The organism is Roseateles sp. UC29_93 (assembly GCF_042695725.1).
In the GTDB taxonomy this organism is placed as follows: domain Bacteria; phylum Pseudomonadota; class Gammaproteobacteria; order Burkholderiales; family Burkholderiaceae_C; genus Roseateles; species Roseateles noduli_A.
On the sequence record NZ_CP170545.1, the window covers coordinates 1441362 to 1465707 of the forward strand.

Here is a 24346-nt window from a genome sequence, read left to right on the forward strand (position 1 = left end):
GGCGGCTCAAGAGCGAGAGGCTGTCGACGCCGCCTTGCAGCGGATCGCGAAGTCCACGTGGTAATGCTCGTCATGGCGCACCCACGGCTTGCTTCGCATGAAGCTGAGGTGCTTCTCCAGCCACGGGCCGCGCTTCGTGGCGAAGAGTTTCGGCAGAAAGGCACGATCGAAGATCACCTGCGCAATGCCCGTGCCCTCCGCTCTCGCCGCTACGTCGAGCTGGTAAAGATGCTCCGCCATCGCCTCGAAGTCGATGCGGTACTCGCCATGCCGCGCCGCCCGGTCGAACTCGATGTCGTAGCCGAAGCGCTGCGTGACGGGCGTGGGCAGCGGCACTGACCGGTCCTTGCCGTCCCTGACGGGGACGAAGAAGTCCACCGAGGTGCCGTTCTGATGGGTGCGATGCGGCTTGAAGCGCCCACCGTCGGCGAGGCCGGTTTCGCCATAGACGAAAACGGTGCCTGGGAGCGCGGTCTCCAAGGTCCGGTAGCTGCGCTCGACGATCTGCGCCACCGACGAGTGCACGTAGGTTCGGCCCGCACCGGCGGCGATCGTGCTGTACGCCGAGAAGTTCGGACCGCTCAACGGGAGGCGGACGCTGTCGGCGATGCGCCCGTTGGCCACGGTGCCGAAACAACGGCTTTCGGCGGCGGCTCCGATCGACGGGAGGAAAGCGATCGCCACCGAGACGCCAAGGAGCCACGGCGTCGGTCGCCGCAGTGCTGTCGTGCGATTCAAGGCGCGGACGGTCCGGATGTGGCCGCGCCACCCTCGGCCGCCGGCGGGACCGGCTTCGCGAGCTGCGCGTTGATCTCTTCGAGGATCCGTTCCAGCGAGTCCTCGCCGTAGCCGCGGTGCATCGCGGCGATGCGGCCGTCGCGGTCGATGATGAACAGATGCGGCAGCGCGTTCACGCCGTAGGCCCGCTGCGCAGACTTGTCGGCGTCGTTGACGAGCTGGAGCTTGAAGTCCTTCATGATGCCGGCCACGCGGCGGAAGACCTTCTTGTCCTCGGTGTTCACCGCGATCACCCGCAGACGCTCCTTGGCGACGCCCTGCAGGCTTTCGAGCTGAGGCAGCTCCTTGAGGCAGTACGGGCACCAGGTCGCCCAGAAGGTGACGACGACGATCTGCCCGCGATGCTTGGCGAGGTTCAGCTCGTCCCCGTCCAAGGTGCGGCCGAGCCGTTCAGGCGCGAGGTCGCCGCGCTTCAGGCCTTCGGCGTGCACAGTCCCTGCGATCAAGGCGCACGCGGCCAGCAAGGTTCCCGCCAGACGGCGCGCTCCGACCTCGAATCTCATGGGTGACTCCCTGTCACGGCTCGCGGTCGAGACGCCGCGTGCGTGGGGAGTGATGCTAACGCGGCGGCTTGCAGTCGCAGACCTCGCTGCCGTTGTCGAAGACGACCCGCCAGCGGCCGTCGGCGCCGAGCCGCCATGTGGAGGCGAAACGCGCGACCAGCTTGTCCTTCACATGCACCGGTCCGGTGGAGTACCCGAGCTTGCCGTCGGGCAGCACTTCGACGAGATCGGGCGCCCAGGAGAACGGCGCTTCTGCGCCGTCGAAGAAGCGCTTCCAGTGCGCCAGCACGGCGGCCCGGCCGCGCAGCGGCTGCTTCCCGTCGATGAAGACGGCGTCCTCGGCGATGAACTCGGCGAAGGCCTTGAAGTCCCGCTTCGCCATCGTGGCCGCGAAGGCGACTTCGGCGGCGCGCACAGGATTGCTGTCGCCGACGCTGGCTTTGGCGGAAGACGCCGCAGCCGTCGAGGAGGTCATGGCGGTCGCACTCGAACGCACCGGACGTCAGCGCAAGCGAGGATCGAAGGATCAAGCGGCGATCGGGCATGGCGGGGCTCCTCGGAGTTCGAGGCGAAGTCTAGGCACGAACCGATCTTCAGCAGGAAGTCAGCTGACGCGCCGTGCCCTTCTTCCAAGGAACGCGGTAGACGCCAGCGCTCGCGGTGCGCGCATGCAGGACGATGAGCGGCCACCAATCGACCAACCGGGAGGCCATCGGCCAGAACGTCTGGGACGCCCATTGGTTGTCGAGCACATAGGCGATCAAACCGTTTCGTCGTATCGCCTTGCGCTCTTCACCCGCCCGCTTGTTCAGCTGATCGCGCGTGATCACGACCCAGCAAGATCCCTGCACTCCGAGTCCATCCATCCATGCCGTGTCGGCCATGTGCGCAGGAAACACTTCCTGCAGATGCACGACCCGCTCCGCGAGATGCTTCTCCTCGGACAGAACCGCCATCGCGCGAGCAATGGTCTCCGAAAGGTTGTTGTCGAACATCACCTTCATGCGGCGACCCTTTGCTCGAACTCGACGGCCGCCATGACTTCCTGAGGTGTCGCACGCCAGAGCCTCGAGACGAAGTCCAAGGCGCCCTTCTCTGCCATGTAGGACTGGTGGACGGTGATGGTCGGAACGCCGGTACGCTCGATGATGGGATGCCCGAACTGGCGGGACGGATCAATCACGATCAGTCGCTTCCTCGGCAACGGAAACCATCGCAAAGGCTGACCGTTGCCGTCGAAGTCGATCTGATCTTTCAAGGCCGGCCTGACGATCCGATCGAAAACGTACTGACGCCGCCGAACATCCACCAGCCGTCGATCCTGCGCGGAGGCGCCGACCACATCCATGAAGATGCGCTTTCCATCTGTCAGGAAGCGCTTGGACTGCAACGGGTATGGACCCAGGTCTTCCCGGGCCACTTCAATCGTCGCGCGGACCGCCTGCAAGGACACGCCTTGCCGGATCAGCTGCGTGACCATCCGCAGTTCCATCAGGTCCTTGAAACCCAGCACGTAGTCGCCGCCGATCTCTTCATCGTCGGCGTACTGGAGAAGCCACAAGGGCTGGGTGATCGACGTCCCTGAGGCCGTCCGGCGCGAATAGCCTTTCAGCCATCGGCGCACGTTGCGCACATCGGCGCCGACCAATTGGGCAGCGCGAGGAATGCGGTAAAGACCGGTACCGACAAGCGAATGACGTTGACTCATGACGAAGCAGTTTAGGAACGCCTCGTGAGTCCGGCATCGAGCCGGCGGGGGATGTTGCCGCTGGGACACGCCCCATCGGGCGCCCCCCTTCAGTGGGTACTCAATCGTCGAGTGATTTCAGGAACTGCTTCAACTCCGGCGTCCTCGGCGAGCCGAAGACATCGGCCGGCGTGCCGATCTCGTGCACCCGGCCTTGATGCATGAAGATCACCCGGTCCGCGACCTTGCGCGCGAAGTTCATCTCGTGCGTGACCATCAGCAGCGTCATGCCCTCGTCGGCCAGCGATTCGACGACGCGCAGCACCTCGCCGACCAGCTCCGGATCGAGCGCCGACGTGATCTCGTCGCACAGCAGCACCTGCGGCTCCATCGCCAGCGCCCGCGCGATGGCCACGCGCTGCTGTTGGCCGCCGGACAGCTGGTCCGGCATCGCGTCGAATTTCTCCGCCAGGCCCACGCGCGCCAGCAGCGCGCGTGCCTGCTCGGCGGCGTCCTTCTCGGAACGCCGCTTCACCAGCGTCGGCGCCAGCATCACGTTGCGCCCGACGCTCAGGTGCGGGAACAGGTTGAAGCTCTGGAAGATCATCCCGACCTGCTGCCGCAGCGCGCGCATCGCCATCGCGCTGTCGTGCAGCAGCGGCTTGTCGGCCACGCGCAGCGAGCCGTCCTGGAACTGCTCCAGCCCGTTGATGCAACGCAGCAGCGTGCTCTTGCCCGAGCCGCTCTTGCCGATCAGCGCGATCACCTCGCCGCGCATCACGTCCAGGTCGATGCCCTTCAGCACCTCGTTCGTCCCGTAGGACTTGCGCAGCGCGGTGATGCGCACGATGGGGACGCCCGGGGCGGGCATCGTCGTCGGTGCAGTCTCGCCGTCGATGGCGTTGTCGACGGCCCCGCCCATGGCGTGGTCGATCACGTGATCGATCGTCTTGTCAGGCAGTGCGGCCATGCTGCTTCCTTTCGAGGTGTTGGGCGGCCAGGCTCACGGGGAAGCACAGCACGAAATAGAACAGCGCCACGCAGCCGAAGACCAGGAAGGGCTTGAAGCTCGCGTTGGCGATCATCCCGCCGGCCTTGGTCAGTTCCACGAAGCCGATCACCGACGCCAACGCGGTCCCCTTGATGACCTGCACCAGGAATCCGACCGTCGGCGCGATCGCCAGGCGCGCGGCCTGCGGCAGGATCACGTGGCGCAGTTGCTCGCCGAAACTCATCGCCAGGCTGCGCGCGGCCTCCCACTGGCCGCGCGGCACGGCCTCGACACAACCGCGCCAGATCTCGACCAGGTAGGCGCTCGTGTAGAGCGTCAGCGCCAGCGAGGCCGCCGTCCAGGCCGAGACCTCGATGCCCAGCAGCGAGACGCCGAAGTAGGCGAGGAACAGCTGCATCAGCAGCGGCGTGCCCTGGAAGACCGCGACGTAGGCGCCGATCACGCGCTGCGTCTTGGCCCCCAAGCCGATGCGCAGGCACAGCAGCGTCGCGCCGACCAGGCCGCCGCCGATGAAGGCGATCAGCGACAGCGCCACCGTCCAGCGCAAGGCGAGCGCCAGGTTGCGAAGAATGTCCCAGAGGGTGAACTCAATCATGGGCGCCTCCCGTTCCGGTGCCGGCACCTGCCAGCCGTCGCCACAGCGGCGGCTTCAGGGCGACCGGCGTGCCGCCGAACAGCCACTTCGGCCCCGCCCAGAGCAGGAAGCGCCGCGTGATCATCGACAGCGCCAGATAGATGGCCAACGCGACGAAGGTCGCTTCGAACGCACGGAAGTTGCGGCTGTGGATCAGGTTGGCGGCGTAGCTCAGCTCCTCGGTGGAGATCTGTCCGCACACCGCCGTGCCGAGCATCACGATGACGATCTGGCTGGTCATCGCCGGCCACACGCGCTTGAACGCCGGCGGCAGGATCACGCGCGTGAAGACCTGCGTCGGACCGAGGGCCAGGCTTTGCGCCGCTTCCCACTGCCCCTTGGGCGCGGCCTGGATGCCGGCGCGAAGGATCTCGGTGCCGTAGGCGCCGAGGTTCAGCGTCATCGCGATGAGCGAGGCGGCCTCGGGCGACAGCTTCACGCCGAGCGCCGGCAGGCCGAAGAACACGAAGAACAGCTGCACGATGAAGGGCGTGTTGCGCAGCAGCTCGACATAGACGCCGACGCCGCGCCGCAGCGCCGTCGACCCGCAGGCGCGGGCCCACGCGCCCAGCGTCGCGATCAGCAGGCCCAGCGGCACGGCGATCACCGTGAGGCCCACGGTCCATGCGAGGCCACGCAGCAGCAGCGGCCATTCGGCAAGGACGGCACCGAAGTCGAACTCGATCATGGGCGGCTCCCGAAGTGCCTGCTATGCGCAATCAATGCCGGAGGGCAGCGGGCTCACCGCTCAGAGCGGCAGCTCGCCCGCGCCGCGGCCCAGCCACTTCTTGGAGAGCGCCTCGAGTTCCCCGCCCTGCTTGGCCGCGGCGACGATCGCGTTGACCTTCGCGAGCAGGGCGTCCTCGCCCTTGGCCACGCCGATGAAGCACGGGCTGTCCTTGAGCAGCAGCTTGTATTCGATGTTCAGGCCGGGCTGGCGCTGCATCAGGTTGCCGGCGACGGCGGCGCTGGTGGCGACCACCTGCGTCTGGCCCGCGGCAAACGCGGCGATGGTCGCGTTGTTGTCCTCGAAGCGCTTGAACTCCAGCGTGGCCGGCGCGACCTTGGCGAGCTCCTGGTCCTCCATCGCGCCGCGCGTCACCGCGACGGTCTTGCCGGCGAGGTCGGCGAAGCTCTTGATCGCCAGGCTCTTCGGCGCGAAGACGGCTTGATAGAACGGGGCGTAGGCCGAGCTGAAGGCGATGACCTTCTCGCGCTCCGGGTTCTTGCCGAGCGTCGAGATGACGAGGTCGGCCTTCTTCGTCTGCAGATAGGGGATGCGGTTGGCGCTGGTGACCGGCACCAGCTCGACCTTCACGCCAAGCTTGGCGGCGATCAGCTCGGCCATCGCGACGTCCAGGCCTTGCGGCTTCATGTCGGGACCGACGAAGCCGTAGGGCGGGTAGTCGGTGGGGATCGCGATCTTGATGGTCTTGGACTTGGTGATCGTGTCCAGCGCGGTCTGCGCGTGCGCGCCCGGCGCCATGACACCGATGCTGAGGCCGAGGCCGGCGGCCAGCAGCAGGCGACGCGGCATGAGAGTGCGGACGGAGGGACGGACGGCGTGGCTCATAGCAGGGCTCCTAGGTAGGGGGCGGGGGCGGAATCGGCGGCGTCGGCCGCCACCGTGCGCGCGCGGGAACGGCGCGCCGGCGCGGCGGGGGAAGCTGGGGAAGACGCGGAGGCACTCGACGCCATCGGCGTGAGCGCCTGCCGCAGGTGATGCAGCGGGTCGTCGGTCTGTGTCTCGAGCTGCAGGCCGGCCTGCACGCTGGCGAGGTGCTCGGCCATCAGCGCCTCGGCGCGGACGGCGTCGCCCTGCTCGAGCGCGGCCACGATGGCGACGTGCTCCTGGCAGGACTGCGCCGCGTCGTGCGACGACTGGTAGAGCATCGCGATCAAGGTGGTGCGCGCGGTGTAGTCGCGCAGCGTGTCGGCGAGCAGGCTGTTGCCGAGGCACTCGGCCAGACAGACGTGGAAGTCACCCAGCAGGAAGCTGCGCGCGCCGATGTCGTCACCGCGCAGCGCGGCCTTCTCCTGCGCGAGGTGCTTCTTCAGACGCGTGAGCGCGGGCTTGTCGAGCGGTCGCCGACCGCGCAGCAGGCCGAGCTCGATGACGCGGCGGGCCTCGAAGGCTTCACGGGCTTCGTCGCGGGAGGGGGCGATGAGGTACCAGCCGCGACGAGCACTGACGGTGACGATGCCGCGCGCGGCGAGCCGCGTCAGCGCCTCACGGACGATGGTGCGGCTGCAGTCGAAGAGCAGCGCGAGCTGCTGCTCGCCGAGGCGGGTGCCCGGCGCCAGCTTCTGCGCGAGCACCGCATCGATGATGCGCTGGCTGATGTCGGTGGCGGTGATGCCCATGCACGGGGCTTTGCAGCTTCCGTGCCAGTGCGGGTACTCCCTGCCTTCCCAGGCTCATCTGTCTTGTATGCAAGCCAGAACGACACCCACGCACCGCCGTTGCGCACAAGCTTGGTGTGGCGGGCACTGTCGCAGTGCCCGACCGGCACCTCATCGTCACGCTGCTGCGGCGCTCTCCTGCCTCACGTCAGGCTGCGAGGGTGAACGCTCTACGGCACCTTTCAGAAATGGAGCGTGCTTGATGTGCCCGTAGAGATTGAGAAGCCGCTTCTCCGCTCGTTTCAAGATGGTCTCGTACAGCATGGGGCGGATCCTCACGCCGATCGGGTACGGGGCTTCGAACTCTTCGCCGGACTCGATGCAGTCGCCCAGGATGTATGCATCCACACGCGTGTGCGGCTTGATGCAGCCGACCTTACGAAGTTCCTTGTAGTACTTCCAGACCTGTTCACGCTCGCGGCTACCGATCTCCTTGCCCGTCGTCTTCAGTTCAATGATCACCAGGTGATCGATGCCATCGACCTCATGAATATCGTCAAACGAAGGACAGGCATAGAGCCCGACGCTGCTGTCCGGCAGTACGACGAAGTCGGGACGGCACCGGGACCCAGTTCCCTCTGGAAGCTTGAGGAGCCGCTGGATGACCGTAGTCATCCCCTCATTTGCGGTGAACTCCGCGGACTCGAAGTGAGGTCCGAACATCCAAAGTCCGCGTTTGAAGAGTGGCTGGAGTTCATGGACCTCGTCAACACCGATGACGCTGAGCTTGCCTCGCAGCTCGGCCATGAGTCGCAGACGACACTCCACCTCATTCAGCACCAGTGCGGCCATGCTGGCCGACCAGCGGCTCAGGATGTCGCGGAGGGCACCCGAATTCGCATCGGGCAAGTGTTCATCGTTGCTTGCTTCAATCACTTCTGTCTCCTGCGGTTGGGAAGACAGCCAGTGTCTGAAAGAACTTCGGCGCCGAATATGGCGCCGAATTGCAGGAGTCGCTGATATGGAAGTCAGTGTCAGCCGTCGACCCGCATCGAGTAGTCAACCGCCTTCGCGTCCTTGGTCAACCGTCCGACCGAGATGCGGTCGACGCCCGTCGCCGCGATCCAGCGCAGCTGGTCGATGGCCACGCCGCCGGAGACCTCCAGCAAGGCCTGACCCCCGGCGATCGCCACCGCCTCGCGCATCATCGGCTCGCTGAAGTTGTCCAGCAGCACGCTGACCGCGCCGGCCTTCAGGGCCTCGCGCAGTTGCTCGATGGTCTCGACCTCGACCTGGATCGTTACGCCGGCGTCCAGCGCCTGCGCCTGCTGCAGTGCCTGCATCACGCCGCCGGCCGCGGCGATGTGGTTCTCCTTGATCAGGATCCCGTCGTAGAGGGCCAGGCGTTGATTCGCCCCGCCGCCCACGCGCACCGCGTACTTCTGCGCCAGTCGCAGGCCCGGCAGCGTCTTGCGCGTGTCCAGCACCGCGCAGCCGCGCGGGTTCGGGCTGGCGCCTTCGATCGCGCGTGCATGTGCGCGCGTCGTCGTCGCCGTGCCCGACAGCAGCTGCAGGAAGTTCAGCGCCGGCCGCTCGGCCGACAGCAGCGAACGGCCTTCCGCCTCGATGCGGCAGACCACCGTGTCGGACGCCATGTCGGCGCCTTCCTCATACGACCACTCGATCCGCGACGACCCGTCCAGCGCCAGGAAGACGCCCTCGAACCAGTCGCGGCCGCACAGCACCGCCGCCTCGCGCACGCGGACATGCGCCGTCACGCGCCGGCCCGCCGGCACCAGCCGCGCGGTCCAGTCGGCGACGCCGATGTCCTCGAACAGCGCATCGCGGATGTTGCGCGCGCGGGCTTCGTCCAGGGTCTCGTTGTGATCGAACATCGTCGCGGGTCTCTGACTGGCGCCGGGTTACTCGGCCTCGCCGATCGTGATCGACAGCTCGCCGAAGCCCTCGATCACGCCGACGATCTTGTCGCCCGGCTTCACCGGACCGACCCCTTCCGGCGTGCCCGTGTAGATCAGGTCGCCCGGCTCCAGGTGATAGAACTGCGACAGGTTGGCCACCAGCTCCGGAATGCTCCAGATCATGTCCGACAGGTCGCCGCGCTGCTTCTCCACGCCGTTCACCGACAGCGTGATCGCGCCCTTGCTCAGCTCGCCCTGCTCCGAACGCGGCACCAGCTCGGTGATCACCGCCGAGTGCTCGAAGCCCTTGCCCAGGTCCCAGGGCCGGCCGATGGCCTTGGCCTCGTTCTGCAGGTCGCGGCGCGTCATGTCCAGCCCGGCGGCGTAGCCCCAGACCGCATCGCCGGCCTGCTCGGGCGTCGCCTTGAACACCGGCTTGCCGATCGCGACGACCAGCTCCATCTCATAGTGCAGGTTCTTCGTGCCCGGCGCGTAGGGGATGGTGCCGCCCGACGGCGCCAGCGCGCTGGCCGGCTTGGTGAAGTAGAACGGCGGCTCGCGATCCGGATCGCTGCCCATCTCGCGGGCGTGGGCGGCGTAGTTGCGGCCGACGCAGAAGATGCGGCTGACGGCGTAGAGCGCGTCGGTGCCGCGCACGGCCACGGCGGCCTGCGGCGCTGGGGGGAAGAGGTAGTTGCTCATGACGGTGCGGACGTAACGATCGAAACGATCATGAAAGGAAAGAAGGGTGCGCGCAGCATAACCTTGGCAAATCCGCGCCGCATTGCTAGGGTTGCGGCCATGTTTGAAGCCCGCCCCGCCGGTCAGCGCCTGACCGTCCTGACGTGTGCCCTGATCCTGGCCGCCTGCGCCAGCCCTGGCCCCTCCTCCACCCGTTCCTCCTCCGGCGGCGCCAAGGTCTCCTCCTGGCCCGACCGGGACGGCCCCGACGCCGTCGTTCCCCCCGATCTCAAGAAGGTCCCCGATGCGGTGCCCCGGCTGGAGTCCATCCGCAAGGGCGGCCCCAACAAGCCGTACGAAGTGCTCGGCGAACGCTACGAGCCGATCGCCGAGGACAAGCCGCTGGTGCAGAAGGGCCTGGCGTCCTGGTACGGCCGCAAGTTCCACGGCAAGCCGACGTCCAGCGGCGAGATCTACAACATGTACGCGATGACCGCCGCGCACGCGACGATCCCGATCCCGAGCTACGCCCGCGTGCGCAACCCGAAGAACGGCCGCGAGATCATCGTGCGCATCAACGATCGCGGACCCTTCCACAAGGGCCGCATCATCGACCTGAGCTACACCGCCGCGCTCAAGCTGGACGTGCTCAACGGCGTGGCGCCGGTGGAGATCGAACGCATCACCTACGAGGACATCCGCACCGGCGCGTGGACACGCGACCGCGACACCCTCTCGCCCGATCCGAAGGTCGCCCCCGACACGCCGGTGTATGCCGCCGCCACGCCCAGCGGCGCGCCCGACCTGACGACCACCGCACAGATGCGCCCGCCGGTCACGCCGGTGCCGGCGCAAGTGCCGCTGCCGGCGCCGCTGATCCCGCCGGTGGCCAAGGCGGACCGGCCCGCCGCGTCCTCGACTTCCTCGACGGCGACGGCCTCTCCGTCGACGCTTCCTTCGACGTCTCCGTCAGCGGCGCCCGATGCGGGCATGACGCCGATTCCGATCACCGCGCTGCCGCCCGGCAGCGACTTGCCGCCGTCGGGCCAATCCAAGGCCGACGCGATGGCGACCGCCACCGCCGGCGCGATCGCCGCGACCGACTCGCAGGCACCGGTGCCCGCGCTGAAGATCGCCGCCGCGCAGGGCTACTGGCTGCAGTTCGGCGCGTTCTCCCGCATGGAAGGCGCCGAGCAGCTGCGCGAGCGCTTCACGCGCGGCATGGAAGAACTCGCGCCGATGCTGACGATCTTCAAGGACAAGAACCTGCACCGCCTGCAGGCCGGCCCGTTCGCGAGCCGCGAGGATGCCCGCGCCGCCGCGGACCGCGTCCGCACGTCGATGGCGCTGACACCGATCCTGGTCGAGCGGCGCTGAGGACTCAGCGCCCGCCGGCCACGTCCAGCGTGGCACCGACGGTGTAGCTGGCCGCGTCGGACATCAACCAGACGATGACTTCGGCGATCTCCTCCGCGCGGCCGAGCCGGCCGATCGGAATGCCCTTGGCCGCCTCCGCCAGCCGGGCCTGCAGCTCGTCCGCCGGAAGGCTGTCGGCATGGATGTCGGTCTCGATGACGCCAGGGCGTACACCGTTGACCCGGATGCCCTGTCCGATCAGCTCATGCCCGAGGCTCAAGGTCAGCGTGTCCACCGCGCCCTTGCTGGCGGCGTAATCCGAATAGAGATTCGCCGATCCGCGCTGCGCCGCGCGCGACGACAGGTTGACGATCGCGCCGCCGCGTCCGCCGTGCGCGGTGCTCATCCGCACGGCGGCCTGCTGCGTGCAGTAGATGAGGCCGAAGACATTGACCTCGAAGACACGCCGGATGCGGTCGGGGGTCAGGTCTGCCAACGAGGCCATGCGTCCCACCATGCCGGCGTTGTTCACCAGCCCGGTGAGCCGGCCGAGCCGCGCGTCGACCTGCGCGAACATCGCCGACACCTGCTGCGGATCGGCAACGTCGGCGCGGATCGTCACCGCCCGCCGTCCCAGCGCCTGCACACGCCGCGCCGTGTCTTCGGCGGCATCGACGTCCTGCCGATAGTTGAGTGCGAGGTCGTGGCCACGCGCCGCCAGCAGCAGCGCGGTCGCCGCGCCGATGCCGCGGCCGGCGCCGGTGATCAGCGTGATCGGGCGATCGGCCTCATCGGTCGTCGCGGCGGGCCCGCCGGCCCCCTCGGAGTCAGGGACATCATTCGTCATGCGCGCGATTGTGCGCGCGGCATCGCTTTGCGATGATGATCCGCATGCCGCCGCTCGACGCCGCCACGCTGCTGATGGTGATCGCCGTGATCGACGCCGTCGCGTGTGTCGTCTGGCTCGCGCTGGGCGAGGCGCTGCGCATCGCGCCGCGGGCCTCGCGGCGGATCTCGGCGTATCACGGCCTGCTCGCACTGGCCTGGTGGCCGACGCTCCCGGACTCGATGGAGCGGCTGGTCGCGTTGCCGCTGGACCTGGTCTCCGCGGGCCTGCTCACCGCCGGCGTGCGCGCGCTGACACGGGTCCGCGACGGCGCCTGGGACATCGTCGCCATCGTCGGCCTCGGGCTCGTCGCCACCGCCTTCACGGCCGGCGATCCGGACCTGGCGACCGCGCGCGCCATCTCCAACCTCGTCGGCGGGGTGCTGGCGCTGATGGCCGCATGGACGTCGCCATCGGCGCGGGCTTCCGGATCGGACTCACCAGCGTCGTCGTGCTGCCGTACGGCGTGCTGGCCGCCGGCTGCATCTGGCGCGCGGGCGGACTGCTCGGCTGGCTCCCGGCGGGACTGAGTCCCGCGGGCCTGGGCGCCAATGCGCCACTCGCGCTGTTGCGTCTGGTGGTGGATCTGTCGATCGCCACCGGACTGGTCGCGCTCGTCATCCAGCGCCTGATCGCGCGGGTGCGCCATCTGACCCGTCGCGATGCGTTGACCGGCCTGCTCAACCGCCGCGCGCTGGAAGAGCACCTCGCCCGCCTGCAGGCGCAGGCCGAGCGCGGCCGCCGCCATGCCGTGCTGGTGCTGGACGTCGACCACTTCAAGCGCATCAACGACGAGCTCGGTCACGCCGGCGGCGACGCCGCGCTGCAGCACCTGGCGGGCGTGCTCGGGGCGACGCTGCGCGACACCGACTGTTTCGGGCGTCTGGGCGGCGAGGAATTCGCCGTGTTGCTGCCGGACTCCGACCTGGACGGCGCGATGCTGGTCGCCGAGCGCCTGCGCGAATTGCTGCAGAAGCAGCCGCTGGCGTGGGGCGACAAGCTCTGGCCGATCAGCGCGAGCTTCGGCGTCGCAACCATGCATCCGGGCGACGCCAACGGCCACGGCGCGCTGTCGCGGGCCGACGCGGCGATGTACGCGGCGAAGGCGCGCGGACGCAATCGCGTGCTGCGCGCCGCCGGCGAGCCGGAACTCGCCTGATGCTGCCCGTCGCCGATCCCGTCACGCTGATCGCCGCATTGGTGGCGCTGTTCGGCGTCGCGGCGGTGGTCTGGCTCATGCTCGCCGTCGGTCTGCGCGAGTCGCCCTGGGCATGCGCCAGCGTGGCCGGCGCGAACGCGGCGCTGGCGGGCTCGTTCCTGCTGCATGAGGCGCTGGGTCTCGCCCCGCGCATGAACGACGGGTGGTCGGACTTCCTGTCGCTGGCGGCCTTCGGCCTGGTCCGCGTGACGGTGCCGCTGGTCGGCGAGCGGCCCGCGCCATGGCGTTCGACCGCGCTGCTGATCGTGGCTGTCGGACTCGGCACGGCGCGGTTCACGGGCGGACCGGGGACGCTGCCGCACACGCTGGTGCTCTTCGGCGCCATGAGTGCGCTTGCGCTGCTGTCGGCCTTCGACGCCTGGCGGCTGATGCGCGCGCGTGGGCTGAATGCGCGGGCGGCGCTGGTGCTCGCCTCCCCGCTGGTGGTCGTCGGGTTGCTGCTGCTCTCGCGGCCGGTGGAGGCCTCGCTCGCGCCGGGCCGCACCGGGGACATCGACGTCGCCAGCGCCTTCAACATCGCGTGGTTGTGGGCCTCGTTGGTGCTGGCGCTGTTGATCAACGGCTGGATCGCGTTCCTGCTGCTGATGAAGCTGGTGCTGGAGATCCGCCGCTTGACCGAGCGCGACCCGCTGACCGACGCGCTGAACCGGCGTGCGCTGTCCGAGGCCGTGGACCTCGAGCATTCGCGCCAGATGCGCGGTCACGGCTACGCGCTGGTGCTGCTGGACATGGACCGCTTCAAGCAGCTGAACGACACGCTCGGCCACGCGGCCGGCGATGCGGCGCTGAGGTCGCTGGTGACGCTGCTGAAGCCGTGCCTGCGCGAGGTGGATCGCTTCGCGCGTCTGGGCGGCGAGGAGTTCTGCGTGCTGCTGCCCCACACCGGCATCGCCGGCGCCGCCCTGGTGGCGGAGCGGATGCGGACGCTGCTCGCGGAACACCCGTTCGCCTGGGAAGGACAGGGCTGGCCGCTGACGGCCAGCTTCGGCATCGCCGAGTCCATGACTGGAGACGCCACCGCCGCCGACGTGCTGCGACGCGCCGATCAGGCGCTCTACCGCGCGAAGGCGCAGGGGCGCAACGTGGTGCAGGCGGTGGAACTCGAACTGGCACGGAGGCCGGAGCGCTGATCTGCTCCGGCGATCCGTTTCAGGGGTCCGCTTCAGGGATCCTCTCTCGGCCCCCTTCAGCGAAGTGCCAGTGTGAAGCGCTCAGGTGCAGCCCCCGTCAGAACCGGCCGCGCACGCTCAGCATCACGCTGCGCGGATCCCCGTAGTTGGGATAGTCGAGGTTGGCCCAGTAGGTCTTGTCCAGCGCGTTGCGGACCGACAGGCCGAGGCTGAAGTGGTCGTTCAACTGGTAGTTGGCATGCAGGTTCAGCAGCACGTAGCTGCCCTGCGTGACGGTCACCGTGCCCAACGTCGGATGCGGGATGCCATAGCCCGCCACCGTGCTCTGCGCATTCACGCCGGCGCCGACGGTGAGCCGCTCCCACGCGCCGCGCAGGCGGTAGCTGGTGCTGAGCTGCACCGTGTGACGCGGCAGGTTCGCGTAGATCAGGTCCAGCGCGTTGCGCGTGATGCGCGTATTGGCGTAACCCGCGTTCAAGGTCCAGCCGGGCGCGAGCTGGCCGGCAACGTCGAGCTCGAAGCCCTTGGTCTTCGTCCCGTTGACGCCGATGTAGGCGGAGCCGCCGTCGGGCAGCGTGCCCTCCGGCACCGACGAGTCGCGCACCGCGTAGTGGTCCTGCTTGGCCTCGAACACCGCGGCCGACACCGCCAGGCGCTTGTCGAGGAACTCGCCCTTGATGCCGAACTCGGTGTTGCTGCCGCGGACCGGCGCGAGCAGGTTGTCGTTCTTGTCCTTGTAGTTCTGCGGCTTGAACAGGTCGGTGTAGCTCGCGTACAGCGAGACCGCGTCGCTGATGTCGTAGACGACGCCGAAGTACGGCGACACCTCGTCGGTCACCTTGTAGGCGCCCGTCCGGGCCGTGAAGTTGCCGGACGCGTTGAAGGCGTCGGTGCCGGTCTTCCAGTAGCTCAGCCGCGCGCCGGTGATCACCGACAGCGGCTCCAGGACCTTCCATCGGCCCATCGCGAAGACGCCGCTCTGTTCGGTCTCGGCGACGCGCTTCGCGCCGGTGGCGCTGAAGGTCGGCGCGGGCGCGTTGCCGTCCCAGTTGTGGATGTCGGGGATGTTGTAGCTCCACGAGGCGACCGAGGTCAGCGTCGGCGTGGTCGTCGTCGTCTTCACGCCGTTGGCACCGATCACCAGGTCGTGCTGGCGGCCGAACAGCGTCAACGTGCCCGAGGCGTAGAGATCCAGGCTGTCGCGCTTCTCCCAGCTCTTGCCGACGGCGGCGAGCAGTTTCAGCCCCGCGCCGGTCTTCGGGTCCGGATAGCCGCTGGCATAGGTGCGCAGGCTGAAGGTGTTGCCTTCGCTGTGGTTGACGATGGCCTTCAGCGTCCAGTCGCCGCCGAGCTTCTGCTCGAGCTGCGCGTAGCTCGTGCCGTTGTGGCGCGACCAGCGCGTCCACGGCGGCGAGAAGCTGGTCTCGCGTGGCAGGTCGGCGAGCGAGCCGTCCGACCCGAAGCGCGGGATCGTGCCCCAGATCGGGCCCTTGGGCACGTTGTTCTGGTCCTGGTAGCCGAGGGTCAGCGTCGTGCTGTCCGTCAGGTCGGCTTCGACGGTGGCCATGAAGGCGGTCTTGGTCTCGCTGTGGCGATCGCGATAGCCGTCCTTCTCCTGCGCCGAGGCGATCAGGCGTGCCCGCACGCGGCCGTCGCGGGTGATCGGCGTGTTGAGGTCGGCCTCGACACGATGGAAATCCTCGGAGCCCATCACCAGCCCGCCGTAGGCCGAGAACGCCTTCTCCGGCCGCTTGCGGATCATGTTGACCGTCGCGGACGGAATGCCGGCGCCGGTGGTCAGGCCGTTGGCGCCGCGCACGACGTCGATGCGCGAGTAGAAGACGGTGTCGTACTCCTGCTGCGTGCCGCCGCTGTAGGTCGGCACGCCGTCGGTCTGGAAGTCGGTGATCTGGAAGCCCCGCGCGAAGTACAGCGGACGCTGCGTGTCGTAGAAGGACACGTTCACGCCGGTGATGTTCTGCATCACGTCGTTGATGCTGATCAGCGTCTCGTTCTCGAGGCGGCTCGCGTCGAGGCTGCTCATCGACTGCGGCGTCTCGCGCGCGGTCAGCGGCAGGCGCGTGCTCGCTCCCTCGAGCTTCTTGCGCGCGGCGCTGATGGTGACGCGGTCCAGCGCACGGCGGCGGTCGGCGCGGGTCGCGCCCTCGCCGGTGGATTCATTGGCAGCTTCGGCGGCAGGTTCAGCCGCAGCTTGGGCGGCATCAGCGTCGACATGCGGGACATCGACATCGCGGCCGGACGCCGGCATCGACTGGGCCATGGCGGCACCGGCGGACAAGAGCAAGGCGACCGCAGCCGCGACAGGGGTTCGAGAGGAGCGTGACATGGGGAGGAGCAGCAGCAAGCAGGCGTGAGCCCGCATACCGGCGCGCGCAAGCGCACCGGCCCCGGGGAGGGAGGTGAATGACGGAGGCTTGCGGGATCGGCTCCAGCGTCGCGCGGCGTGTGCAACGGACGTTGCCAGGCGCGGGGGAGCGGAAGATCAGGCTGGCAGGAAGTTCATCGGCGGGGAGTTACCCGACAGATGAGAACTGTTCTCATTGTAGAAACAGATTCGGCCAGCAGTCGGGCAAGACCTGTCACCGTGTGCGGGCTTCAGGCTGGGCCTCATTCGAGTCGCCAAGCGCGGGCTCTCCACGGGGCATGGGGGATCCCTCCAGGACCCCCAAGCCCCATTCCGGCCCCAGTGACGTTCGAGCGTTCGAGCGTTCAAGCGTTCGAGCGTTTGTGGCGTTCGTGGCGGCAGGTGTGTTCGTCGACGGCCGTGCTCAGGCCAGGGCGACACGGTTGCGGCCCAGGTGCTTGGCGCGTTCGACGGCGGCGTTGGCGCGCGCGATGAGCAGGTCGGTCGCGTAGGGCGGCGCGCTCGCCAGGCCCATGCTGAGCGTCACGTCCAGGCCCGGTGCGAGCTCATGCCACGGGTGCACGGAGACGCTGGCGCGGATGCGCTCGCAGACCTCGAAGCCGCGGTCCGCGATGGTGTCGGGGAACACGACGAGGAACTCCTCGCCGCTCCATCGCAGCAGCAGGTCGGAGCCGCGCGTGTTCTCGCGCAGGAGTTCGGCGAGCTCCTGCAGCACACGGTCGCCGATCTCGTGGCCGTGGCGTTCGTTGATGTTGCGCAAGCCGTCGGCGTCGATCAGGGCGACGGTCAGCGGACGCGCCTCCTGCTCCGCCGTGCGCAGCAGCGGCGGCAGGCGGGTTTCCAGGCAGCGCCGGTTGCCCAGGCCGGTCAAGGGATCCTTGAACTCGGCGGCATCGCGCGCGGCGACACTCGCCGGGTCGGTGGCGAATTCCGCCTCCATGCGCGAGACGAAGTACTGCGATTGCGCCATCAGCTGCGAGACCGCGCGCCGACGCTCCAGCGTGCGCGCCTGTTCGAGGTGGAACAGCGACGGCCCGAGCAGCGCGAGCGCCTTCGCGGCCCGATAGCTGGCCTGGTGCAGCCGCACGCGCAGGAACAGCGGCACGTCGTGAAGCGCGGGACTCGTCGCCGCTGCCGGTGCATCGGTGGTGGCGACGTGCTCGGTCTCCGCGCACAGCACCTGCAGTTGCTGCCAGGCCATGCGAGCCTGTCCGCGCGCGAGCTGCAGCTCGGCGAGCATGCAGCGCAGGCGCCAGTCCAGCAGCCGGAAGCCGGCGCGCTCGCATTCGTCGCGGGCCTCGATCAGCATCGGCTCGGCCTCGTCGAGGCGTCCCATCAGCAGCAGCACCTCGGCGAAGTTGGACGCGGTCAATGCGATGCCGTAGCGGTCGCCGAGCTGCAGCGAATGCGGACGCGCCTCGCGGGCGAGTTCCAGCGCGCGTTCGAGCGTGCGCGTCGCCTGCGCCGGCGCGGCGCCGTCGCGTTGCAGGTGGTAGGCGCCGAGCGCGACCGTGCACAGGTTGGTCAGCGTGACGACCTGCTCGAACGGCGTGGCATTGCTGCGGAGCAGGCCCGCGGCCTCGCTCATCAGGCGCTCGGCCTGCCAGGGATCGCCCATGCGCTCGAAGCAGGCGCCGAGGCCGTTCAGCGCGACCGCATGCAGCCGCATGTCGCCGAGCTCGCCGGCGAGCTTGAGCGCCTCATGCGCGCAGGCCAGCCCTTGTTCGTACGCGCCGAGCTCGCAGGCGGCGAGGCTCATCCAGCGCAGCAGCTCGCACATCGCGGGGCTCGCGCCCAGCGGACGCATCAGGCGCAGCGCACGCTCGCCGACGTCGAGCATGCCGGGCAGATCGCCCATGCGCAGCCGGAAGAAGCTGCGCAGCTTGCCGGCCTCGGCCTGCTCGTTGATGAAGCCTTCGGCTTCGGCGCGATCCCAGATCGCATCGGCCAGCGCAACGCCGTCGTCGAGCCGCGCCTGCTGCTGCGCGAGGCGCGCGCGCTCGAGCAGCTCGCTCAGCGGAACGCCGTCGAAGGCGGGCGCCGGAACCGGGACGGAAGAGGAAGCACCATGCGGAAACATCCGGCAAGGTTAGCCGATCAGGCAGCGTGCGACGGCTGCGGTCCCTGCGGGGCCTACTTGCTCGTGGGCATCACGAACTCGGCGCCCTTGGCGATGCTGGCGGGCCAGCGCTGCATGACGCTCTTCTGCTTCGTGTAGAAGCGGACGCCCTCTTCGCCGTAGGCGTGCATGTCGCCGAAGAGGCTCTTCTTCCAGCCGCCGAAACCGTGCCAGGCCATCGGCACCGGGATCGGCACATTGATGCCGACCATGCCGACCTGCACGCGGCGCGCGAACTCGCGCGCGACGTTGCCGTCGCTGGTGAAGCAGGCGACGCCGTTGCCGAACTCGTGCGCGTTGACGAGGTCCAGCGCCGCGCCGAAGTCCTTGACCCGCACGCAAGCCAGCACGGGGCCGAAGATCTCTTCCTTGTAGATGCGCATCGACGGCTGGACGTGGTCGAACAGCGTGCCGCCGGTGAAGAAGCCGTCAGGCAGGCCGTCGACGCGGTGGCCGCGGCCATCGACGACCAACGTGGCGCCTTCCTCGACGCCGTGGGCGATGTAGCCCTCGATGCGGTCGCGCGCTTCGCGCGTGACGATCGGCCCCATCTCGGCGTCGAGCGCCATGCCGTTCTTGATCTTGAGCGCCTTCGCGCGCTCGGCGAGCAGCGGCACGATGCGGTCGGCGACGTCGCCGACCAGCACGGCCACCGAGATCGCCATGCAGCGCTCGCCGGCCGAGCCGTAGGCGGCGCCGATCAGCGCATCGACGGCCTGGTCGATGTCGGCATCGGGCATGACGACCATGTGGTTCTTCGCGCCGCCGAGCGCCTGCACGCGCTTGCCGTTGCGGGCGCCGGTCTCGTAGATGTACTGCGCGATCGGCGTGGAGCCGACGAAGCTCAGCGCCCGCACGTCGGGGTGATGCAGCAGCGCATCGACGACCTGCTTGTCGCCCTGCACGACCTGGAAGATGCCGTCGGGCAGACCGGCCTGCTTGAAGAGTTCGGCAACGGCGAGGCTCGGCGACGGGTCGCGCTCGCTGGGCTTGAGGATGAAGGCGTTGCCGGTGGCGATGGCCAGCGGGGCCATCCACATCGGGACCATGAAGGGGAAGTTGAACGGCGTGATGCCGGCGACCACGCCCAGCGCCTGGCGCGTGGTCCAGTTGTCGATGCCGGTGGAGACCTGCTCGGTGTAGTCGCCCTTGAGCAGTTGCGGCACGCCGCAGGCGAACTCGACGACGTCGATGCCGCGGCTCACCTCGCCCTGCGCGTCGGTGAAGACCTTGCCGTGCTCGGCGGTGATCATGGCGGCGAGGCGGTCGCGATGCTGGTTCAGCAGCTCGAGGAACTTGAACATCACGCGCGCGCGGCGCAGCGGCGGCGCATCCGCCCAGGCGGGGAAGGCGGCCTGCGCGGCAGCGACAGCGGTGTTCACGTCCTCGACGTTGCCGAGCTGGAGCTGACGGGCGACCTGGCCCGTGGCGGGATTGAAAACCGCTTGGCTGCGACCCGATGTCGCCGGGACTCGCTCACCAGCGATGAAGTGGGTGATGTCGGCGCTGTCGGTGAAGGCGGCGGGGGCATGGGCGGACGAGGTCACGGCGGTCTCCTGCTTCTTGGGGGTTGGGATGAGTCTAGGCACCGGGCCCTCCCCTGCCTAGCCCAGATCACCGATCACATTGTTCGATAGACTGAACAATCATGGCCACCCGTCCCTCCCCCCGCTCCCCCGCTCCTGCTGTGCCCGCCCCCGCAAGCCTGCCCTCGGAGGGTGTTGGTCCTTCGTCCATACGGGGGGACGCGCGCGATGAATTGCTGTGGTCGCAGCTGCAGGCGCTGATCGCGGTGGCGCGGCTCGGCAGCTTCACCAAGGCAGCGCAGCGGCTGGGGCTGTCGAAGGCGGCGATCAGTCAGCGGGTGGCGGAGCTGGAACGCCACCTCGACCAGCAGCTGGTGCAGCGCACGACGCGCTCGGTGCGCCTGAGCGAGGCGGGGTTGCGGCTCGTCGAGCAGGCGGAGCCGGGCCTCGTCCTGCTGAACCGCAGCCTGAGCGAAGCGCGCGAGGCGGCCGGCGCGCCACGAGGATTGCTGCGCGTCACGGCGCCGGTGGCGCTGGGCAGGCAACACGTGGCCCCGGCGCTGCCGGCCTTCTTCGAGCGCTATCCGGAGTTGCGGATCGAGCTCGACCTGTCGGACCGGCTGGTGCCGCTGGCGCAGGAGGGCTTCGACCTGGCGATCCGGCACACGAGCGCGCCGCCGGAGACGCATGTGGCGTTCAAGCTGTGCGCGTCGCGGGCGCTGCTGACGGCGAGTCCGGCCTATCTGGAGCGGGCCGGCGTGCCGCAGCATCCGGCGGAACTGGCGCAGCACCGCTGCCTGCCGTATCTGCGGCCGGGACCCGCGCAGTGGTTCTTCGAACGCAGCGCGGGCGACGCGGAGCCCGAGCGCATCCGCGTGCCGGTCCAGGGTCACTTCCGCGCCAGCAACAGCGAGGTGCTGCGGGACGGCGCGCTGTCGGGGCTGGGCATTGCGCTGTTGCCCGACTTCAGCGCGCGCGATGCGATGCGGGAGGGTCGGCTGGTCGAGGTCCTGCCCGACTGGCGCGCGGTCGGCTTCTTCGGTGATGCGATCTACGCGATCCACCCGTGGAGCAGCCACACCCCGCAGGGGGTGCGATTGCTGATCGACCACCTCAAGGGCGTCATGAGCGAGGGGTATTGACCGCGGCGCCGATCCCCGAAAGGGCATCCAGCCGCGCGCGAAGGTCGGCGATCTCGGCGGCGAAGTTGTCACGGGCGGTGGTGGCGCCGACGAGCTCCATCTCGGCGGCGAGGCGCTTGTCGGATTCCGCGGCGGAGGTCGCGACCTGGCGCTCCAGCTGCTGGCGGAGGTCGGCGAGTTGTCCGTCCTTGCCCGCGATGGCGAGCTGGTCCTTGGCCTTGCCGACGAGCGCGTCCGAGGCGATGTCGCGCGCGTGGCGCAACTCGATGGTGAGGCGCTCGATGCTGGCGTCGCGTTCGGCGACGCGGGAGAGCGCTTCGTCCCGGTCGGCGGCGGCCCGGTCCAGATGCGCCTGCAGCTCGTCGCGCTCGGCTTCCGCGCGCTCGTTCAGGTGCAGCAGCGCGGCGAGGTCCGTCTCCGTCCGCGCGAGGCTGTCGCGCCAACGGGCGGCGACGTCCTCCATCAGATGCCGGGCATCGCGGAAGGTCGCGGAGATGCCGGAGGTGGCGGCCGGCGCGGCGACGGCCGCGTCGTCGAGTGTCGTGTCCATGTCGGTTCCCAATGAGATCCGTGAGCCGGAGGGATCACGGCGGCGACCGAGTCGTGTGTCGGGCGCCCATGGACGTGAAGGCGACCGTGGGATGTCGATGCTTTAATCGCCCCCCTCCTGGAGGCTGACGTTTGGTTGGCGAGCCCGTCACTGCCAAGATGACGACCAGCCGACGCCCGTCGCAGGCCGACCGCCAAGGAGTGACCGACCATGAGCACCGTCTCCATCCTGTCGAAGCTGTTCCGCCACCAGGCCTGGGCCCATGACGGGTTCCTTCAGGTCCTCGAGACGCCCGACGCCGGGCAGCACCCCGAAGAGCGCCAGACGGCCCTGCGGATCCTGAATCACTGCTACGTGGTCAACCAGATCTTCACGGGGCACCTGACGGGCCGGCCGCACGGGTACACGGCCAGCAACACCGTCGAGACGCCGACGCCGGAGGCGCTGCGTGCGGCGCACGCGGCGTCGGATCGATGGTTCCTGGACTACGTCGCGTCGGTCACGCCGGAGCAACTGGCCGAGCGCATCGCATTCACCTTCACCGACGGCGATCGTGGCGCGATGACGCGCGAGGAAATACTGTTCCACGTCGCGACCCACGACGGGTTTCATCGTGGCGAGGTCGGGCGCCTCCTGAAACAGATCTCGTTGTCGCCGCCGCGGGACACCTTGGCCGTGACGCTGCACCGGGAAGAGCCGGAGCGGCGCGAGCACGGCTAAGCCGCGATGTCCCGGTCCAGCGGGCGGAGGTAGTAGCAATCGAACTCGCCTTCGTCGACGAGCTCGAATCCGTGCCGCTGGTAGAAGCGATTCGAGTCGCTCTGCTTCAGCGCCCCGACCCGCACCGGCAGGCCGAGCCGCCGCGATTCATCGAAGACGTCCGCCAGCACCGCAGCGCCGATGCCGCGACCTTGGCTCGACGGATCGATGTAGAGGTGATCGAGCGACAGCCATTCCACCTGCGGCGTCGTGACGACGAAGCCGACGCGATGTCCGTCGACGACGATGTGCCGCGTGCGCGTCGGATCGAAGGTCGACAGGAAGCGCTCGCGGGCGCGCTGGGGATCGAAGCGGCCGATGCGCTCGAGGCTTTCGCGCATGGCGGCGATGCGCAGGGCCACCAGAGCATCGGCGTCCGTGGACTCAGCGCGCTGGAACTGAACGATTGGCAGGGAGCCAGGAGCGTGGATCATGGCGACGGATTCTCCGCGCGTCCTCAGCGGTCATCCGGTCATCGCGGAAGAACAGTCCGAGCCGCCTCCCAGGCTCGCGATCCACAAAAAAGGACGCCCGACCAGCAGAGCTGACCGGGCGTTGCAAGTCCTAGAAAGGACGTCGTTGGGATCGGTGCCGTCCATCGGGGCCTTGCGGGCCGCGCCGTTGGAGGGCGTAGATGCACTCTAGGGCGAACCCTGAGCATGCGGCATCCCCTCAAGGTGGGATACATGCGAAAAATGGTCAGCAGGTGTAAGAGCGACTCCGCATTACGGAAAACTGCACGCTACCGCCTTGTTCGCACCATGACTTTCGTGCGGTGGCGAACAGAAGCCACGTGACAGACCTGCCGTGACGGGCCCACCCGGATAATCGCCCCCATGACCGCGCCCAAGCACCCCAACAAGTCCGCGCCTCGCAGGCCCGCTCCCAAGACTTCCGGGAGCCCCGCCAAGGCTGGCACGCCAGCGCGGGGTCCGCGGCCGCAACAGGGATTCGCCGGCCCGGGCCCGTCCGCTCCGCCCGCCGCGGCGCCTGGCGCGCCGCCCGAGGCCTGGAGCGATGCCGATCTCGAGGAGCTGCAAGCGCTGCTCGACGAGGTGCCCGCGCCGCTGGAACCGCTCGACGTGTCGATGCTCGACGGCTTCCTCGTCGCCGTGATCCTGCAACCCAAGCCGGTCCCGCTGTCCGACTGGTGGCGCTGGGTGCTCGACTCCGAGGAGGGCCGGCCCGCCCCCGCCCGCTACGACGCGCGGCCGCTGCTGCAACTCGTCCAGCGCCGCGAGCACGACCTCAAGCAGGCCATCGCCGATCGCCAGTGGTTCGATCCCTGGGTGTTCGAACTCGACGAGGACGCCTCCGCCTCCGAGACGGTGCTGCCCTGGGTCGCGGGCTTCGCGCTCGCGGCCGATCTGTTCCCGGCATTGATGAACCTGGACGAGACCGAACTCACCGAACCGCTCGCCCAGCTCTACATGCATCTGGATCCCGAGGACCTCGAGGACGCCGATGCGCTGCTTGAGGAGATCGAGAGCCTGGAGCCGCCGGAAGAGCTCGACGACGCGGTCGAGAGCCTCGTCCGCGCCAGTCTGCTGCTGGCGGACGTCTCCCGGCCGCAGCCCGCCCCCAAACCGCAACGGCCAGGCGGCCATCGCGGGGGGCCTGGCGGTCCGGGCGGCCCGCGCCGCGGCGGACCGCCGCCCCGTCGCCTGCGCTGAGGTCGTCAGCGCAGCGCGACTTC

The 24346-nt window shown here is 68.9% G+C and carries 26 protein-coding genes; 7 read left to right on the forward strand and 19 right to left on the reverse strand.

What is annotated here, in order from left to right; genetic code table 11:
• Positions 1 to 6: 6 nt before the first annotated feature.
• The 13 genes from ACFJIX_RS06765 to ACFJIX_RS06825 form a co-directional block, all read right to left on the reverse strand.
• Positions 7 to 684: a penicillin-insensitive murein endopeptidase gene (locus tag ACFJIX_RS06765; protein WP_377158658.1), complete on the reverse strand. Its 678-nt coding sequence runs from the start codon at positions 682 to 684 to the stop codon at positions 7 to 9.
• A gap of 50 nt (positions 685 to 734) precedes the next feature.
• Positions 735 to 1301, reverse strand: coding sequence for a TlpA family protein disulfide reductase (locus ACFJIX_RS06770; RefSeq protein WP_377158659.1), 567 nt, complete (start codon positions 1299 to 1301; stop codon positions 735 to 737).
• A 55-nt stretch (positions 1302 to 1356) separates the two neighbouring features.
• On the reverse strand, positions 1357 to 1776 hold the full coding sequence (locus tag ACFJIX_RS06775; protein WP_377158661.1) for a YybH family protein: 420 nt from the start codon (positions 1774 to 1776) through the stop codon (positions 1357 to 1359).
• Between the two features lie 118 nt (positions 1777 to 1894).
• Positions 1895 to 2305, reverse strand: a complete 411-nt coding sequence (locus ACFJIX_RS06780) for a hypothetical protein (RefSeq protein ID WP_377158662.1) — start codon at positions 2303 to 2305, stop codon at positions 1895 to 1897.
• Complete coding sequence (locus ACFJIX_RS06785) at positions 2302 to 3009, reverse strand: DUF433 domain-containing protein (RefSeq protein WP_377158663.1); 708 nt, start codon at positions 3007 to 3009, stop codon at positions 2302 to 2304. The genes ACFJIX_RS06780 and ACFJIX_RS06785 overlap by 4 nt, the downstream gene beginning before the upstream one ends.
• Before the next feature lie 100 nt (positions 3010 to 3109).
• Entirely contained in the window at positions 3110 to 3859 is a 750-nt protein-coding gene (locus ACFJIX_RS06790) for an amino acid ABC transporter ATP-binding protein (protein ID WP_377161652.1), read from the reverse strand.
• Positions 3860 to 3941: 82 nt separating this feature from the next.
• A complete protein-coding gene (locus tag ACFJIX_RS06795; protein ID WP_377158664.1) occupies positions 3942 to 4595 on the reverse strand; it encodes an amino acid ABC transporter permease in 654 nt (217 codons plus the stop codon).
• A complete protein-coding gene (locus ACFJIX_RS06800) occupies positions 4588 to 5322 on the reverse strand; it encodes an amino acid ABC transporter permease (RefSeq protein WP_377158665.1) in 735 nt (244 codons plus the stop codon). Before ACFJIX_RS06800 ends, ACFJIX_RS06795 begins: the two co-directional genes overlap by 8 nt.
• A 60-nt stretch (positions 5323 to 5382) precedes the next feature.
• Complete coding sequence (locus ACFJIX_RS06805) at positions 5383 to 6171, reverse strand: transporter substrate-binding domain-containing protein (RefSeq protein WP_377158666.1); 789 nt, start codon at positions 6169 to 6171, stop codon at positions 5383 to 5385.
• Between the two features lie 32 nt (positions 6172 to 6203).
• Positions 6204 to 6998, reverse strand: a complete 795-nt coding sequence (locus ACFJIX_RS06810) for a GntR family transcriptional regulator (protein WP_377158667.1) — start codon at positions 6996 to 6998, stop codon at positions 6204 to 6206.
• A gap of 156 nt (positions 6999 to 7154) precedes the next feature.
• On the reverse strand, positions 7155 to 7913 hold the full coding sequence (locus ACFJIX_RS06815; RefSeq protein ID WP_377158668.1) for a hypothetical protein: 759 nt from the start codon (positions 7911 to 7913) through the stop codon (positions 7155 to 7157).
• Positions 7914 to 8011: 98 nt separating this feature from the next.
• Entirely contained in the window at positions 8012 to 8872 is an 861-nt protein-coding gene (nadC, locus tag ACFJIX_RS06820) for a carboxylating nicotinate-nucleotide diphosphorylase (protein WP_377158669.1), read from the reverse strand.
• A 27-nt stretch (positions 8873 to 8899) separates the two neighbouring features.
• Positions 8900 to 9598: a fumarylacetoacetate hydrolase family protein gene (locus ACFJIX_RS06825; RefSeq protein WP_377158670.1), complete on the reverse strand. Its 699-nt coding sequence runs from the start codon at positions 9596 to 9598 to the stop codon at positions 8900 to 8902.
• Between the two features lie 99 nt (positions 9599 to 9697).
• Between ACFJIX_RS06825 and ACFJIX_RS06830 the strand changes: the two genes are divergently transcribed.
• The gene (locus tag ACFJIX_RS06830) at positions 9698 to 10954 is read left to right on the forward strand and encodes a septal ring lytic transglycosylase RlpA family protein (RefSeq protein WP_377158671.1); all 1257 of its coding nucleotides are present in this window, start codon (positions 9698 to 9700) and stop codon (positions 10952 to 10954) included.
• 4 nt (positions 10955 to 10958) lie between these two features.
• Here the strand turns inward: ACFJIX_RS06830 and ACFJIX_RS06835 are convergent, their stop codons facing one another.
• Positions 10959 to 11780, reverse strand: a complete 822-nt coding sequence (locus ACFJIX_RS06835; RefSeq protein ID WP_377158672.1) for an SDR family oxidoreductase — start codon at positions 11778 to 11780, stop codon at positions 10959 to 10961.
• Between the two features lie 44 nt (positions 11781 to 11824).
• Here ACFJIX_RS06835 and ACFJIX_RS06840 point away from each other — a divergent pair, with 44 nt between their 5' ends.
• The 3 genes from ACFJIX_RS06840 to ACFJIX_RS06850 all read left to right on the forward strand — a co-directional run bounded on the left by ACFJIX_RS06840 (position 11825) and on the right by ACFJIX_RS06850 (position 14168).
• Positions 11825 to 12349 (forward strand): hypothetical protein, encoded by a 525-nt coding sequence (locus tag ACFJIX_RS06840; RefSeq protein WP_377158674.1) that lies wholly within the window; start codon positions 11825 to 11827, stop codon positions 12347 to 12349.
• 110 nt (positions 12350 to 12459) lie between these two features.
• A complete protein-coding gene (locus tag ACFJIX_RS06845; protein WP_377161654.1) occupies positions 12460 to 12978 on the forward strand; it encodes a GGDEF domain-containing protein in 519 nt (172 codons plus the stop codon).
• Positions 12978 to 14168 carry a GGDEF domain-containing protein gene (locus ACFJIX_RS06850; RefSeq protein WP_377158675.1) on the forward strand — a complete coding sequence of 397 codons (1191 nt, stop codon included), beginning with the start codon at positions 12978 to 12980 and terminating at the stop codon, positions 14166 to 14168. The genes ACFJIX_RS06845 and ACFJIX_RS06850 overlap by 1 nt, the downstream gene beginning before the upstream one ends.
• A 97-nt stretch (positions 14169 to 14265) precedes the next feature.
• Here the strand turns inward: ACFJIX_RS06850 and ACFJIX_RS06855 are convergent, their stop codons facing one another.
• The 3 genes from ACFJIX_RS06855 to ACFJIX_RS06865 all read right to left on the reverse strand — a co-directional run bounded on the left by ACFJIX_RS06855 (position 14266) and on the right by ACFJIX_RS06865 (position 20220).
• Complete coding sequence (locus ACFJIX_RS06855) at positions 14266 to 16449, reverse strand: TonB-dependent siderophore receptor (RefSeq protein ID WP_377158676.1); 2184 nt, start codon at positions 16447 to 16449, stop codon at positions 14266 to 14268.
• A gap of 508 nt (positions 16450 to 16957) precedes the next feature.
• On the reverse strand, positions 16958 to 18634 hold the full coding sequence (locus ACFJIX_RS06860; protein ID WP_377158677.1) for a diguanylate cyclase domain-containing protein: 1677 nt from the start codon (positions 18632 to 18634) through the stop codon (positions 16958 to 16960).
• A gap of 53 nt (positions 18635 to 18687) precedes the next feature.
• A complete protein-coding gene (locus tag ACFJIX_RS06865) occupies positions 18688 to 20220 on the reverse strand; it encodes a CoA-acylating methylmalonate-semialdehyde dehydrogenase (protein ID WP_377158678.1) in 1533 nt (510 codons plus the stop codon).
• A 212-nt stretch (positions 20221 to 20432) separates the two neighbouring features.
• Between ACFJIX_RS06865 and ACFJIX_RS06870 the strand changes: the two genes are divergently transcribed.
• Positions 20433 to 21341 carry a LysR substrate-binding domain-containing protein gene (locus ACFJIX_RS06870; protein WP_377158679.1) on the forward strand — a complete coding sequence of 303 codons (909 nt, stop codon included), beginning with the start codon at positions 20433 to 20435 and terminating at the stop codon, positions 21339 to 21341.
• Here the strand turns inward: ACFJIX_RS06870 and ACFJIX_RS06875 are convergent.
• On the reverse strand, positions 21322 to 21891 hold the full coding sequence (locus ACFJIX_RS06875; protein ID WP_377158680.1) for a hypothetical protein: 570 nt from the start codon (positions 21889 to 21891) through the stop codon (positions 21322 to 21324). The two genes, ACFJIX_RS06870 and ACFJIX_RS06875, sit on opposite strands and share 20 nt — an antisense overlap.
• Before the next feature lie 210 nt (positions 21892 to 22101).
• Here ACFJIX_RS06875 and ACFJIX_RS06880 point away from each other — a divergent pair, with 210 nt between their 5' ends.
• Positions 22102 to 22611 carry a DinB family protein gene (locus ACFJIX_RS06880; protein ID WP_377158681.1) on the forward strand — a complete coding sequence of 170 codons (510 nt, stop codon included), beginning with the start codon at positions 22102 to 22104 and terminating at the stop codon, positions 22609 to 22611.
• Here ACFJIX_RS06880 and ACFJIX_RS06885 read toward each other — a convergent pair.
• On the reverse strand, positions 22608 to 23084 hold the full coding sequence (locus ACFJIX_RS06885) for a GNAT family N-acetyltransferase (RefSeq protein WP_377158682.1): 477 nt from the start codon (positions 23082 to 23084) through the stop codon (positions 22608 to 22610). The two genes, ACFJIX_RS06880 and ACFJIX_RS06885, sit on opposite strands and share 4 nt — an antisense overlap.
• 402 nt (positions 23085 to 23486) lie before the next feature.
• Here ACFJIX_RS06885 and ACFJIX_RS06890 point away from each other — a divergent pair, with 402 nt between their 5' ends.
• Positions 23487 to 24323: a YecA family protein gene (locus tag ACFJIX_RS06890; protein ID WP_377158684.1), complete on the forward strand. Its 837-nt coding sequence runs from the start codon at positions 23487 to 23489 to the stop codon at positions 24321 to 24323.
• The last annotated feature ends 23 nt before the right edge of the window (positions 24324 to 24346 follow it).